We start from the raw sequence: 13,399 nt of genomic DNA, 5'->3' as shown, positions 1-13,399 counted from the left end.
GCCCTTTCTTTTCAAGCAAGTTCTTTGCTGTAATCGGTTGCAAATTTATGTTTTTATCTTTCGAAAATATAAATAGTTACTATCTTTCGAAAATAAAAACAGTTCCCGTCATGTACCGGGAACTGTTTTTATTTTCCTTTTTCTTCTGTAATCCATTCATCGATTTTTTTCATCATCGCCTGCATCGCCTGTTTATTGGAGAAACGAGGAAGTTCCACTAATAACGCTTTTTTCGGTGCTTTTACGTTTTCTCCTTTCTTTTGCAAAATAAAAATGCTTTTTGCTGCTTGTTCTGTTTTGAACATCGATAGCGGTAGTTGCAACAGCCCTTGAATCACCGCATGCTCTTTAATAAATTCATGCAATTTTGCCGCCTGGTCGCTTGAAAATAATGTATTTGGAATTAAGAAAAATAAGTAACCGCCTTCTTTGGTATAATACAAGCTTTGCTCAATGAACAAATGGTGGGCGTATGAATGCCCTTCTTCTGCTTTTAATACAAAGCGAGAAGCGTTTTCTTTATTCGGATAATAACCAACAGGCAAATCGCACACGACTACATCAGCAAGCTCTACAAATAGCGGCTGCAAACCATCTTGATTAAAAAGCTGAATCGCGTGTTTTTGCAAATTCGCGTTCACATATGCTAGCTTAATTAATACATCATCCACATCCACACCGTAACTTTTCGTTTGCTTTCCTTTAAGGTGGTTAAGCACCGTTGTCAGCAAATTTGCGGTGCCGACGGCAGGATCAAGAATAGTAAGGGCAAGATGTTTGCGGGTAAATTGATTGACTAAATAGCTCATAAATAAACTAACCGCATCCGGGGTCATCTGATGATGCGGTTGTGTATACTCTTTCATTCCTTTTAACACCGCTAGCTGAAAAGATTTGCGAATTTCTTCATTTGTAAAACGCTCTAGCTGTATGTCTGTATATTGTTTTTTTAGACGTTTCGCGTTTACTTCGCTCACTTCTTCTTGAAGAACATCGCCGTGAAACACGTTTTCTCCCGTTTCCGCCACTGCTTCTAAATAAGTGCATTGTAATTCATCTTGCAAGATTTTGGCCGTTTCGTCGAATAAGGTAAACAAGCGCTCTACTGGAGTTGCCATTGTTCCTCCACCTTTCCGTAAGTGTCCAATATTTTATTGTACGATGCGCACAATCCAATAGCAAGAAGGATATACAAACATGCGTGGATAAAACACGAAAAGACCTCGAACGAGTCGAGGTCTTTTCTTTATTTTGCTGATTTTGCTGCTTCAATTGCTGCTTCGTAATTTGGATGGTTCGTTACTTCCGGCACATACTCGACGTAAGTGACGATGTCATTGCTGTCAATGACAAATACTGCGCGCGCCAATAAACGCAATTCTTTAATGAGTACGCCGTACGCTTGTCCAAACGAAACATCGCGATGGTCAGAAAGCACTTGCACGTTTTCCACCCCGGCTGCCCCGCACCAGCGTTTTTGCGCAAACGGCAAATCCACGCTAATCGTTAATACTTTTACGTTGTCTAATTTCGCTGCTTCTTCGTTAAACCGGCGTGTTTGCGTATCACAAACTCCTGTATCGAGCGACGGCACCACGCTGATCAAGCGAACATGCCCTTTCGTATCCGCAAGCGTCACTTCGGATAAATTTTGATCCAATACGGTAAAGTCAGGTGCTTTATCTCCCACTTTTACTTCATTGCCGACCAATGTTACCGGTTTTCCTTTAAATGTCACTTGTGCCATTGGCTTTCCCCCTTAAAATATTATGTACTACTGTCATCATAAAGGGGATACCAAAAAATTTCAATGATTTTGATTTATTTAAATGTCAAAATCATTAGTTGGCGATGATCTTTCTGCACCATTTTTATTTTTCTTTAACATTGCTTGAATTTTTTCAATCGCCTGCGGTGCGACATCAAGAATTTTTTCATATAAATGCGTGCTCTCGTCAAGATGAAGCAGCTTGACCCCGGATGAGTTTACCACTAAAAACGCAATCGGAGTAATAGACACACCGCCGCCGCTTCCGCCGCCAAACGGATGTTCATCTGTTTGATTTTGACTTGCTCCTTGTTGCGCTCTAGCGCCATTACTTTTTCCGTCGATCATAAATTCGCTTCCGCCTGCCGCAAATCCAAATCCTACTTTCGAAACGGTTAAAATAACGCTCCCGTCCGGTGTTTCCACAGGGTCGCCGATAATCGTATTGACGTCAATCATTTGTTTTAAGTTTTCCATTGCGGTTGTCATAAGCCCCTGAATCGGATGATTGCTCATGCCAAATTCCTCCTAGTATCCTTCATTTGTTTGCTAGTATCCTTCATTTGTTTGCTGGGTAGCAAACGCTTTTATTTCCGACAAACGGTTGCCACGCCAATGTTTGATCACTCGTATTCCTGCTAATATAGCATGCCCGATTCGAAAATGAATCATACATATAAATTTTGTTTCCGAAACTGCTTGGTGAAAAGATGGAATGATCGTGATCATAGGAGTTGTTTTTAATTTCATATATTTGCTGCATACCGCCAGCACGCTATATTTTAACGACCACCCTAACCCGACCATCATCCCTGTCGTTGCCGCGTCCCCTGTTCCGATTTTCGTCTGCCATTCAAATTTTGTAATCGATACATGACGGAAAAAGTTTTTCATAATGTCATTCAAGTGCACAACTCGTTCTGTAAATTCTCTTGCTTTGCGAAGAATATTCATGATTTCCTTTGGTGTATATTTGCTTCGTTTTTCCTTGCTGTTCGCTGTATTCTCCATACTTTTCTTATGGGCAATAACGATACCTGGAGACGTTGACGTTGTTTCTACTTTTACTAGAGGGATATGGACGGTATAGCGAACGATTCCGAACAATGTGCGAAACGTAATTTTCCATTCATCATCATCTTGAGCATGTTGAAAAAAAATAGTCACCGATAATTTCATCATCGCCAACATAAACAAGAATAATAACAAAACCACAATGGCCGCTGCTACGATTTTCAACCTTCGCACTCCCCTTCAACATACCATTGTCACCATGTACAAAAAAAATAAACCTGCCGCAAAGGCAGATTTATTCATGAACGACAATCGTATCAGCAAACTGGTCATGCATTCCTTTTTTCTTTTCCGAAAATGCAACAAACAAAAAACCAATAAATAAAATTGTTTTCGCAATAAACTTCCCGATTACTTCGCGAAACAGCACCGTCGACCATGTCAACGGCTTCCCCGACTCATCGGCGACCTTTAGACCAAACACCATTTTTCCCAGCGTCTGCTGAAAAAACTTTGTCATAAGTACAAAATACGTATAAAATACCACTGTCGTCACAATCGTCGCCGGCGCAAACATATTCGTTCTCTCCGTTGGAATGCCGAGCAGATGAAAAAGTGGAAACACCAAGAGCCGATTAAGGCTTCCGACAACGAGCAAATCAAGCAAATACGCCCAGAGGCGCATCCAAAACCCGGCATACCTTATATGGGAATGCGTGTTCGTGCATGCCTCTTTTCTGATTTCTACAGGAACAGGCAAATATTCTCCAGTCATTTTTCCACTTCCTTTACTCCGCATATAAGTACATCAAACGCGGCGAAGACGGCTTTGAAAGCAACCGAATTAATTCACTTGCCTCATGCTTCGGCATCGCATTTCGATTTAGCGCCATTTGAAACAGGGAACCAAATGAAAAATCATCCGTATACTTCACCACTTGCGCATCCTCTAAATGATGGTCTTTTTTCAGCGCAGCGATAGTATCATCCAAATAACCAAACTCGTCAATCAAACGCAGTTGCTTGGCCTGTCTTCCGTCGTAAATACGCCCATCGGCAATTTTCCGCACTTCGCTTTCCGGGAGATGTCGACCTTCGGAAATCACTTTCACAAATCCCTCATAAGAATTTTGAATTAGTCGCTGCAATATTTTCTTTTCTGCTTCCGTCATTTTTCTTGCCGGATTCATTATATCTTTATACGGCCCGCTTTTTATCGTAACGAGCTCGACGCCGTATTTTTTGGCAAGCCCTTCGTAGTTTAAGCTTTGCATAATGACGCCGAGCGATCCGGTAATCGTTTCCGGGCTCGCAAAAATTTTATCTCCTGCCGTTGAAATATAATATCCTCCCGAAGCAGCCATCGCTCCCATGGAAACATAAATCGGCTTTTTTGTTTCTTTTTTCAGCTTTACCAGCTGGTCGTGTATCTCCGCACTTTCGACCACACCGCCGCCCGGAGAATTCACCCTTAGAACAATCGCTTTGACCGTATCATCCTTTTTCGCTTGCTCAATCATTCGCAAAAAAGATGGATGGTTATATCCCGATGCGGAAAATAGCGTTTCGGTATCCCCTGTATCTTGAATCACCCCGTTCACTTCAAGAACGACAATTTTTTGCAATGCATCTCCGTCTTCGATGACTTCTTCGCCAAATTCCTGCTCTGCCAGCGCCAGCCAGTTTTCCGACCATTTTTCCGCATCATTGGTTAATAGTGTAGTGATGACATTAACAAGCACAGAAATGACAAATAATGCAGCGGCGATTGCCAGAGCGATCCATCGCTTTCGGTTCATTCTTTTTCCCCCTACGAAAACAACGATATTTTTAGATTGACTGCAAAAGTGTTACACTAAATAATGTATACTCCCTTTATTGTACCATAATTACATATTCACTAAAATACACCAACAGGAGGTCTCCGCCATGGCAGACGGACAAAATCATCTTTATTTTTTTTATAAGCGGGATGAACAGCTAATCAAGCGGGTAGAGCCGCTCATTGCACTCGCCAAACAAGGTCCGTTCATCGTTGTCGACAATCATCAGGAAGCGAATATTATCATCAGCATTGGGGACGACGGCGCGTTTTTGCAGGCGGTGCGGCAGACAGGGTTTCGCAGTGATTGTTTATACGTCGGCATTTCTACGCTTCCTTCACGTGGATTTTACTGCGATTTTCAAATTGATGACATCGATCATATGGTAGAAGCAACGAAAAACTTGCAGCTCGAAGTAAGAAAATATCCGACGATTGAAGTCACCATTGACGATGCGGCCTCGTTTTTCTGTTTAAATGAATGTTCGATCCGTTCGCAAATTATCAAAACAATGGCGATGGAAGTATTTATTGATGATTTGCATTTTGAAACGTTCCGAGGCGACGGAATCATCGTTTCGACTCCGACAGGAAGTACAGCATATAATAAATCGGTAAATGGAGCGGTCGTTGATCCGCTTCTTCCCTGCTTTCAAGTAAGCGAGTTGGCGTCGCTGAACAACAACCGCTACCGGACGCTCGGCTCATCGTTTATTTTAAGTGGGTCGAGAAAGTTAACATTAAAAATTTTGGAAGAAACCAGCCACTTTCCAATTATCGGCCTTGATAACGAAGCATTAAGCATTCAACATATAGAGAAAATCGATATTAAACTAAGCGACCGAGTAATCAAGACCGTCCGCCTGAAAGACAATTCATTCTGGGACAAAGTCAAACGAATGTTTTTATAAGAGATTCATGCTAAGCGCGAAAAATGTGCTGCCTAAATATAAAAAGACTGTTTCGTGCACGAAACAGTCTTTTTTGTTTGATTATTGCTGCGCAAGGCGCAATTCCCGCTCGCGCAGTTCGACGCGGCGGATTTTTCCCGACGGTGTTTTTGGCAAATCGTCGACAAATTCAATTTTACGCGGGTATTTATACGGTGCGGTCAGCTGCTTGACATGCTCCTGCAGCTTTGGAATCAGCGTCGGATCATTTTTGTCGACTCCTTCGCGGAGAACGACAAATGCCTTCACGACGTGACCGCGAATTTCATCTGGGCTCGCTACCACCGCACATTCTTTGACAGCCGGATGCTTGATAAGGGCATCCTCTACTTCAAACGGTCCGATCGTATAGCCGGAGCTGATGATAATATCATCCCCACGCCCTTCAAACCAGAAGTAGCCGTCTTCATCCTTTCTCGCTTTATCCCCTGTAATGTAATAATCTCCGCGGAACTGCATCGCCGTTCTTTCCGGATCTTTATAGTAACACTTAAACAGTGTTGGTGTGTCGACATGGACGGCGATATCGCCAACTTCACCGACCGCACATGGCTCTCCGTTTTCGTTGATAATCTCAACGATGTTTCCTGGCGTCGGTTTGCCCATGGAGCCTGGCTTTATCTTCATTCCTTTCATCACACCGACAAGCAATGTATTTTCCGTTTGTCCATACCCATCGCGGACTTGAATGTTGAAATATTTCTCAAACGTATCAATCACTTCTCGGTTAAGCGGCTCTCCGGCTGATACGGCGCTGCGGAGATGAGGAAGCTGATAATCGCCGATGTTTGGCACTTTTGCCATCAGCCGATACTCCGTCGGCGTGCAGCAAAGCACATTTACTTCGTATTTGCTTAACAGCTGCAAATATTTTTCCGGGTCAAACCGGCCATAATAGACGAATCCCGTGGCACCTGAACCGAGCGTCGATAAAAACGGGCTCCAAATCCATTTTTGCCAGCCTGGGCCGGCAGTCGCCCAAACAAGATCATTTTCTTCAATACATAACCAGTTTTTCGCAGCAATGCGCAAATGCGCATACCCCCACCCGTGCGAATGAACGACCCCTTTCGGATTTCCGGTCGTTCCCGACGTATATGATAAAAACGCCATATCATCGCGGAATGTGCCGGCTGCCGCAAGCACATCGCTTTCCGCCTGCATCGCTTTCTCTAAATTGATCCAGCCGTTTGGCTCTGTTTGTCCCACGACGAATTTCACGATATGATCGATGTTTTCGATCGGTTCAAATTGATCGACATACGGCTCATAAGTGATAATCGCTTTGACCTCGCCGTGAGAAATGCGGTATTGCAAATCTTTGGTGCGAAGCATTTCCGAACTCGGAATGACTACCAGCCCCGCTTTTAACGTTCCTAAATATACTGCATATGCTTCGATTAAGCGCGGCATCATAATGAGCACTTTGTCGCCTTTTTCAAGGCCGCGGTTTAATAAAGCGCTTCCAATTTGATTGGCGCGTTTGATTAAATCGCCATATGTAATTTCTCGTGTTTCCCCTTGCTCATTTTCCCACTTTAAAGCAAGCTTATTCGGATTAGCCACCGCATGTTTTTCGATCTCGGACGTTAAATTATAACGTTCCGGAGCGATGAAATCTTCCCGCTTCATGCGCTTTCCCCACTCCCTTTGCCATAATCGTTCAGCAATGAACAGGCGCCATCTCATTGCTTGCTATTCCAATTATACAAAATAATTATTATATTTTGAATATTTTTTTAAAATAATAAAAGGCGGGGAAAACCCGCCTCTGTAGCCATGATATTCAATTAGAATGTTTGTTGAGTACCGCCTAATTGTTGTTGTGCCATCGCAACAAGGCGTTTTGTAATTTCACCACCAACAGAACCGTTAGCGCGAGAAGTAGTGTCAGCGCCTAATTTGACGCCAAATTCTTGGGCAATTTCATATTTCATTTGTTCAAGAGCTTGTTGCGCACCTGGAACAAGTAATTGATTCGAATTGTTGCTGCGTGCCATATGCTTTCACCTCCTTGTACCTATAGAATGTGTGAAAACATATGGCTTCATGCATCCATCATTTTGGTAAATTTTGAGATTTAGAATAACTGCTCAAACTCGTCTTCCGCTTCGAAATCTTCATCAATGACTATCGTTTCCGTATTGGCAATCGCCTTTTCTATCAATGGATCTAAGTCGACAGCACTTTCATAACGAAGCACTTTCTCTTTTTTCGGTTTGGTTTTTGGCGATTTTGGCGTAAAAATGGTGCAGCAATCTTCATATGGAAGAATGGAAATATCGTGTGTATCAATTTTTTTCGCGATCTCGATAATTTCAACTTTATCCATCGACACAAGCGGGCGGAGAATCGGAGTTGTTGTCACCTCATTGATGACAAACATGCTTTCCAGCGTTTGGCTTGCCACTTGGCCAAGGCTTTCCCCTGTGACAATCGCTAGCGCTCGCTGGCGCCGGCGCAAAGCATCCGTAATTTTTAACATCGCCCTTCTTGTCGAAATAAGTGAATATTCATCTGGCACTTGTTTGTAAATTTCCTGCTGCACTTCGGTAAATGGGACGATATGAAGTTTGATTTTCCCGCCGTACGTCGTTAATTTTTTTACCAAATCAATCACTTTTTGTTTTGCCCGCTCGCTTGTAAACGGAGGGCTGAAAAAGTGAACCGCTTCAATCTCGAGGCCGCGCTTCATCGCCAAGTATCCGGCAACAGGGCTATCAATTCCGCCGGAAAGCATCAGCATCGCCTTGCCGCTTGTCCCGACCGGCAGACCGCCGGCGCCGAAAATATCGCGGCATGTCACATAAGTACCATCTTGGCGAACCTCGACGCGGACGTTAATATCAGGATCATGGACATCAACGGTTAATCCATCTGTATTACGTAAAATATAAGCGCCGATTTCATGATTTAATTCGTCACTTCCATATGGAAATCGTTTGTCTACTCTTCGCGCGCTTACTTTAAACGTTTTTCCTTCGTATGGAAGCTGTTTCACTGCTGCCAGCGCTGTTTCTTTTATTTCGTTTAATTCATTATGGCACTTCATCGCCAAACTAAAGGAATGAATGCCAAATACAGTTTTTAGCTTTTCAATAATTGGTTCGTGCGGTTCTCCGTTTAATAAAATGTACATGCGATCTCGCATGTATTCGATTTGAATATTAGGAAACATATGAAGTTTTTTGGAAACATTATTTTTTAGACGGCGAACAAACACGTTGCGATTTCGGCCTTTTGTCGTCATTTCACCATAGCGGATTAAAATGCGGTCATATTTCATAGCAATTACCTCGTTACCTCACTTAATTTTTCAATAGCTTTTTTCATCGCAGCAACGGCAATCGGAATTTCCTCGAGCGTATTTTCAAAAGAAAGGCTGATGCGAATTCCGCTTTCTGCCCGTTCTTCCCCCACTCCCATCGCCAACAACGTTTTGCTTGGCGCTTTCTTTTTTGAGGAACATGCCGATGTCGTCGAAACAAAAATATCGCTTTTCGCTAACTCATGGACAAACACTTCCGGCTTCATGCCGTGTTTTAATGAAAAATTAATGATATGAGGAGCGGAGTGCTCCACCGGGGTATTGATTTGAATCTCTGGAATTGCTTTTAGTTCATTCAGCCATGCTTGCTTTACTTCATGTAGATAATCGATTTGTTTATCGTATTTTTCCAGCGCGATTCGCAGCGCTTTTGCCATGGCCACGATAGCCGGGACATTTTCCGTTCCAGAGCGGAGCTGCATTTCCTGCCCCCCGCCGGCGAGCAGCGGCGAGAGCCGAATGCCTTGACGAACGTATAAAATGCCTGCCCCACGCAATCCATGAAACTTATGGGCTGACATCGTGCACAGATCAATCCGTGCTTTTTTCATATCAAGCGGCACTTTGCTAATGCCTTGCACACGGTCGACATGGAAAATTGTTTTCGGATAATGCGCCAGCAATGCTCCGATTTCCTCGACAGGCTGAATCGCGCCAACCTCGTTGTTGACATGCATGACGGAAACGAGAATCGTATCTTCGCGAAGCGCCTTTTTCACTTGCTCGGCCGTGACCATCCCATGTTCGTTTACCGGCAAATACGTCACTTCAAATCCTAGTTGTTCCAGCTGCTGACAAGGCTCCGATACGGATGGGTGCTCTATGGCCGTCGTGATAATATGCTTGCCGCGATGGCGATATTGAAACGCCACCCCTTTGATTGCAAAGTTATTCGCTTCTGTTCCTCCAGATGTAAAAACGATTTCACTAGGCTTTACCTTTAAAGCGGCGGCAATTTGTTCGCGCGCCTGCGTTAAGAGACGCTCCGACTTCATCCCTAACTCATGCAGCGAGGACGGATTGCCAAAATATTTTGTTGCGACAGTGACAAACGAATCGATCACCTCAGGAAACGGTTTTGTTGTTGCGCTATTATCTAAATAAATCATCACGTCCATCCTCCGATTATCGTCCACCATGATACATTAGTAAATATAATAAAGAAAGCAATGAAACATCAACCAAAATATATTTTATTTACATTATTCACAAAAAAACCGATAAATATCTATTTGCATACAGCGATATTCATCGGTTCTCTTTACTATTTCTCACTCGAGCGCTCTTCCTGAAACATTTGCTGAACACGTTGAAATGCGCCAGGCTCCACCTTTTCTAAAGTGGCTACCGCTTGCTCTAACGCCTGCTCATAATCGTAATGGCGAAATAAAGATTCTGCTTCCTCCAGCCCCTCCTGCACAGCCGGGTAACGGCGGCGATAACGATTTCCGTACTGAATTACTTTTTCCACGAGCGAAGCTTGCTCAATCATTTCCTCCGTCCATTCGTATAGGCGCTGAACGGTTGTTTTTGCCTCTTCGAGCGCTTCGTTGACAGCAGGCATATTGAGCGGTTTCTCTTCAAGCCGCAACATCACTTCTTCCAAACGGCCTTTTGCCTCGGACAACTGCAGCGTATACGACTCCGGAAGCCCTGGCAATCGGCTTTTTTGCACAAGCCGCAGCGCCTCGGACAATTTTTTCTTCATTTCCTCTAATTTTTCGCGGGCAACCAACTCATCTTTGCGCAACGCTTGCAACGTTTCACGAAACTGTTCATGCTCCTCTTTCATTATTTCTATTTGCGCTACAAGCTGTTCCAGTTCTTCTTTTAAAAGCGAATATGCCGTTTTCGCTTCGAAAATGCGGGTCTGAATGATGTCAAACCGCTTTCTTAACTGGTGTATTTGCTTTTCAATGCTGCGATATTTTTCTATATCTTTTGCAGGTAAACAGTAGCTTTGCTGCACAAATAACGTTTCTTCACTCGTTTCCTTCGCTTCTTCATTCAGCATATGTAACATTTCTTCGATACGGGGCACTTCTGTCTTTATATATTGATGAGCAAGCACTTCTTTTTCCAGCAAATCATATAAAGCATCAATTTCTTCTTTTAATTCAGTAATCCCTTGTTTTGCTTCTTCAATCCGCAAATCGCGAATCATCTGTACGTATTGTTCGATTTTTTCCCGCTTTTCCTTGATTTGTTGCTCCATTTGTAAATGGTCAAGAATATAGCCTCCTTGCTCCATTTCCTGATATCCGTCAAAAAGCTCTTCCAGCTGTGCCGGAATCGTTGTCTGGCACTCTGTCAGCAATTCTGGAATCTCGTTCATCATCGCTTTCATTTCACTTAGCTCTTTTTTTAAGGAATGAACCACTTCCCTTGCAGCCAAATAGTTTCCCGTTGCGGTTAATTCTTCAAATTTTTTAAATAAAGTCTCCGCTTCTTCCAATTTTTCATCGAGCTTTGCTGCTGCAACGCCAAACGTATACCGGTAAGCGAGCAGCGTTTTCTTCGCCTCCCGATACATCGCACGCAATTCTTCTATTTCAACGCGGTTTTGTTCTTTACTGCCAATTAATTCATGTACTTCATCAATCATTAATTGCACTTCTTCTTCGATCTGACGCAGCCATTGGTCGATGTCACGCAGCAGCGCTTTCGCCTGCGTATAGCGGTATTTATCAAGCAGCGTCTCCGCATCGAATAATTTTTCTTCCACATCCGGCAGTTGAACAGCGACAATATCATCCCATTTTTGCCGCCACTGTTCAAACAGACGCTCTGTTTCCCCTGTCATGTTCAACTGCTTCACTTTCGAAAGTTCATCGGGCACCGGCCGGTTCATCAGCGCTATTTTCCATGCGTCCAAGCGGTCAATTTCGCGATACATTTTTTTCCGGTACATATGGTTATATATTATTGCTCCCGCAAGAAAGAGCAAAACAATAACTATAATTTTCATCAAATCACTAGCCTCCTTGCACTCGAGTTACTCATAAACGAAAAATGAGATGAATCGAGCAGGCAAACATATTTACATAATGTTTTTTCAATGTTTTTATGATACCATGTTATCGACATTTTTTTGACCAAAATTTTTATTTTTTTTACAGAAATCCTCATTTTTCTTTCTATTATACAATTTAGGAGGGAGCCGTTGTGCGCGACGGACACATTCATACCCCATTTTGTCCGCATGGAAGCAGCGATCCATTAGAACGCTATGTGGAAAGGGCCATTGCGCTTGGTTACAAAGAAATTTCCTTTACCGAACATGCACCGCTTCCAGAAGGATTTACCGATCCGACGCCATATCAAGATAGCGCGATGCGCCGCGAACAGCTCGATCAATATTTCACAGCACTTGACGATATAAAAGCCCGTTATCGAAATGATATTATCATTCATACCGGACTTGAAGTCGACTTTATCCCTGGATTTGAAGAAAAAACAGCACGGTTTTTAGAAGAGGTCGGTTCTTTCTTAGATGACAGCATTTTGTCTGTCCATTTTCTTTACTGTAAAGGTCAGTATGTCTGCATCGATTACAGTCCGGAAATGTTTGGCGATATCGTCCAGTTATTTAGCACCATCGACAACGTATATAAAACATATTACCATACCGTTTTACAGTCCATCCGCGCCAATCTTGGCCGATATAAGCCGAAACGCATTGGCCATCTTACACTCGTCCGCAAGTTCCAAAGACAGTTTCCATGCCCGGTTTCGATGGACGGGCTAGTGTTGCAGATCCTCGATGAAATAAAAGAACGCGGCTATGAAATCGACTACAACGGTGCGGGAGTCACAAAGCCGCTCTGTTTACAGCCTTATCCGCCAAATGAATTTATTCGTGAGGCAATGAAGCGAAACATCCGCATCATTTATGGTTCAGACGCGCACCGTGCGGATGATTTGCACCAGGGTGCAGACGAGATGATCAAAGAAGCGTTTTCGTTTGACAAGTTTTCATCATCGCCATAAAATTAACTCCATAAAATAAAGGAGGCGGAACAATATTGTTTCACGTTACTGCTTACAACGGAACCCGGGAAGAAAATTATGAGTTGGTTATTCAGCAGCTGCGCTCATTAATCGACGGAGAAACAAACTTCATCGCCAATTTGGCCAATGCTGCGGCCTTATTGAATCATTTTTTGCACGAAATTAATTGGGTCGGCTTTTATTTGACCGAAGGCGACGAGCTTGTGCTAGGACCGTTCCAAGGACTTCCCGCCTGCGTGCGCATTCCGTTCGGCAAAGGTGTATGCGGCACTGCTGCCAAAAACAAAAAAACCATCATCGTTCCAGATGTTCACCTTTTTCCGGGGCATATCGCGTGTGACGCCGCATCCCAGTCAGAGATCGTCGTACCAATGACGAAAGATGGAAACGTCATCGGCGTTCTGGATATTGACAGCCCGATCAAAAACCGCTTTGATGAAACAGATGGGCAATATTTAGAGAAATTCGTTGAGACAATTATTTCCACGTTATAGACGAGGAAACAA

14 protein-coding genes are annotated in these 13,399 nt (G+C 43.4%); 3 read left to right on the top strand and 11 right to left on the bottom strand.

The genetic code is table 11. The features are described 5' to 3' along the window. Positions 1-128: 128 nt before the first annotated feature. The 6 genes from BV455_RS12595 to sppA all read right to left on the bottom strand — a co-directional run bounded on the left by BV455_RS12595 (position 129) and on the right by sppA (position 4,581). Positions 129-1,118: a class I SAM-dependent methyltransferase gene (locus BV455_RS12595; protein ID WP_081159863.1), complete on the bottom strand. Its 990-nt coding sequence runs from the start codon at positions 1,116-1,118 to the stop codon at positions 129-131. 128 nt (positions 1,119-1,246) lie between these two features. Then, entirely contained in the window at positions 1,247-1,747 is a 501-nt protein-coding gene (gene tpx / locus BV455_RS12590) for a thiol peroxidase (RefSeq protein ID WP_042407624.1), read from the bottom strand. A gap of 78 nt (positions 1,748-1,825) precedes the next feature. Further along, positions 1,826-2,284 (bottom strand): GerW family sporulation protein, encoded by a 459-nt coding sequence (gene ytfJ / locus BV455_RS12585; RefSeq protein WP_042407626.1) that lies wholly within the window; start codon positions 2,282-2,284, stop codon positions 1,826-1,828. A gap of 33 nt (positions 2,285-2,317) precedes the next feature. Next, complete coding sequence (locus tag BV455_RS12580; protein ID WP_042407630.1) at positions 2,318-3,007, bottom strand: DUF2953 domain-containing protein; 690 nt, start codon at positions 3,005-3,007, stop codon at positions 2,318-2,320. A 70-nt stretch (positions 3,008-3,077) separates the two neighbouring features. After that, the gene (locus tag BV455_RS12575) at positions 3,078-3,557 is read right to left on the bottom strand and encodes an RDD family protein (RefSeq protein WP_042407631.1); all 480 of its coding nucleotides are present in this window, start codon (positions 3,555-3,557) and stop codon (positions 3,078-3,080) included. A 13-nt stretch (positions 3,558-3,570) separates the two neighbouring features. After that, a complete protein-coding gene (gene sppA / locus BV455_RS12570) occupies positions 3,571-4,581 on the bottom strand; it encodes a signal peptide peptidase SppA (RefSeq protein ID WP_061578751.1) in 1,011 nt (336 codons plus the stop codon). A gap of 130 nt (positions 4,582-4,711) precedes the next feature. On the opposite strand from sppA, the gene BV455_RS12565 reads away from it, so the two are divergent. Further along, positions 4,712-5,515: an NAD kinase gene (locus tag BV455_RS12565; RefSeq protein WP_042407635.1), complete on the top strand. Its 804-nt coding sequence runs from the start codon at positions 4,712-4,714 to the stop codon at positions 5,513-5,515. Positions 5,516-5,596: 81 nt separating this feature from the next. On the opposite strand, the gene mbcS is transcribed toward BV455_RS12565, so the two are convergent. From mbcS to ezrA, 5 genes are all read right to left on the bottom strand, one after another. Then, a complete protein-coding gene (gene mbcS, locus BV455_RS12560) occupies positions 5,597-7,186 on the bottom strand; it encodes an acyl-CoA synthetase MbcS (RefSeq protein ID WP_218688046.1) in 1,590 nt (529 codons plus the stop codon). A 158-nt stretch (positions 7,187-7,344) separates the two neighbouring features. Then, positions 7,345-7,554: an alpha/beta-type small acid-soluble spore protein gene (locus tag BV455_RS12555; protein ID WP_042407640.1), complete on the bottom strand. Its 210-nt coding sequence runs from the start codon at positions 7,552-7,554 to the stop codon at positions 7,345-7,347. Between the two features lie 80 nt (positions 7,555-7,634). Next, complete coding sequence (thiI, locus tag BV455_RS12550) at positions 7,635-8,840, bottom strand: tRNA uracil 4-sulfurtransferase ThiI (RefSeq protein WP_017434948.1); 1,206 nt, start codon at positions 8,838-8,840, stop codon at positions 7,635-7,637. Positions 8,841-8,845: 5 nt separating this feature from the next. Beyond that, entirely contained in the window at positions 8,846-9,991 is a 1,146-nt protein-coding gene (locus tag BV455_RS12545) for a cysteine desulfurase family protein (RefSeq protein ID WP_042407644.1), read from the bottom strand. A gap of 155 nt (positions 9,992-10,146) precedes the next feature. Beyond that, on the bottom strand, positions 10,147-11,850 hold the full coding sequence (ezrA, locus tag BV455_RS12540) for a septation ring formation regulator EzrA (protein ID WP_042407648.1): 1,704 nt from the start codon (positions 11,848-11,850) through the stop codon (positions 10,147-10,149). A 197-nt stretch (positions 11,851-12,047) separates the two neighbouring features. On the opposite strand from ezrA, the gene hisJ reads away from it, so the two are divergent. After that, the gene (hisJ, locus tag BV455_RS12535; RefSeq protein WP_017434945.1) at positions 12,048-12,872 is read left to right on the top strand and encodes a histidinol-phosphatase HisJ; all 825 of its coding nucleotides are present in this window, start codon (positions 12,048-12,050) and stop codon (positions 12,870-12,872) included. 35 nt (positions 12,873-12,907) lie between these two features. Further along, complete coding sequence (locus BV455_RS12530) at positions 12,908-13,387, top strand: GAF domain-containing protein (protein WP_017434944.1); 480 nt, start codon at positions 12,908-12,910, stop codon at positions 13,385-13,387. Positions 13,388-13,399 lie beyond the last annotated feature (12 nt).

The sequence above is a fragment of the Parageobacillus caldoxylosilyticus genome (genome assembly GCF_019272935.1).
Classification (GTDB): domain Bacteria; phylum Bacillota; class Bacilli; order Bacillales; family Anoxybacillaceae; genus Saccharococcus; species Saccharococcus caldoxylosilyticus.
This window is presented reverse-complemented; position numbering and strand designations above follow the sequence as displayed.

Excerpts from the sequence above, each read along its gene's own strand:
- mbcS (WP_218688046.1), bottom strand. The coding sequence starts at position 7,186 with ATGAAGCGGGAAGATTTCATCGCTCCGGAACGTTATAATTTAACGTCC.
- tpx (WP_042407624.1), bottom strand. The coding sequence starts at position 1,747 with ATGGCACAAGTGACATTTAAAGGAAAACCGGTAACATTGGTCGGCAAT.
- BV455_RS12575 (WP_042407631.1), bottom strand. The coding sequence starts at position 3,557 with ATGACTGGAGAATATTTGCCTGTTCCTGTAGAAATCAGAAAAGAGGCA.
- ytfJ (WP_042407626.1), bottom strand. The coding sequence starts at position 2,284 with ATGAGCAATCATCCGATTCAGGGGCTTATGACAACCGCAATGGAAAAC.
- BV455_RS12555 (WP_042407640.1), bottom strand. The coding sequence starts at position 7,554 with ATGGCACGCAGCAACAATTCGAATCAATTACTTGTTCCAGGTGCGCAA.
- sppA (WP_061578751.1), bottom strand. The coding sequence starts at position 4,581 with ATGAACCGAAAGCGATGGATCGCTCTGGCAATCGCCGCTGCATTATTT.
- ezrA (WP_042407648.1), bottom strand. The coding sequence starts at position 11,850 with ATGAAAATTATAGTTATTGTTTTGCTCTTTCTTGCGGGAGCAATAATA.
- BV455_RS12595 (WP_081159863.1), bottom strand. The coding sequence starts at position 1,118 with ATGGCAACTCCAGTAGAGCGCTTGTTTACCTTATTCGACGAAACGGCC.
- thiI (WP_017434948.1), bottom strand. The coding sequence starts at position 8,840 with ATGAAATATGACCGCATTTTAATCCGCTATGGTGAAATGACGACAAAA.
- BV455_RS12565 (WP_042407635.1), top strand. The coding sequence starts at position 4,712 with ATGGCAGACGGACAAAATCATCTTTATTTTTTTTATAAGCGGGATGAA.
- BV455_RS12545 (WP_042407644.1), bottom strand. The coding sequence starts at position 9,991 with ATGATTTATTTAGATAATAGCGCAACAACAAAACCGTTTCCTGAGGTG.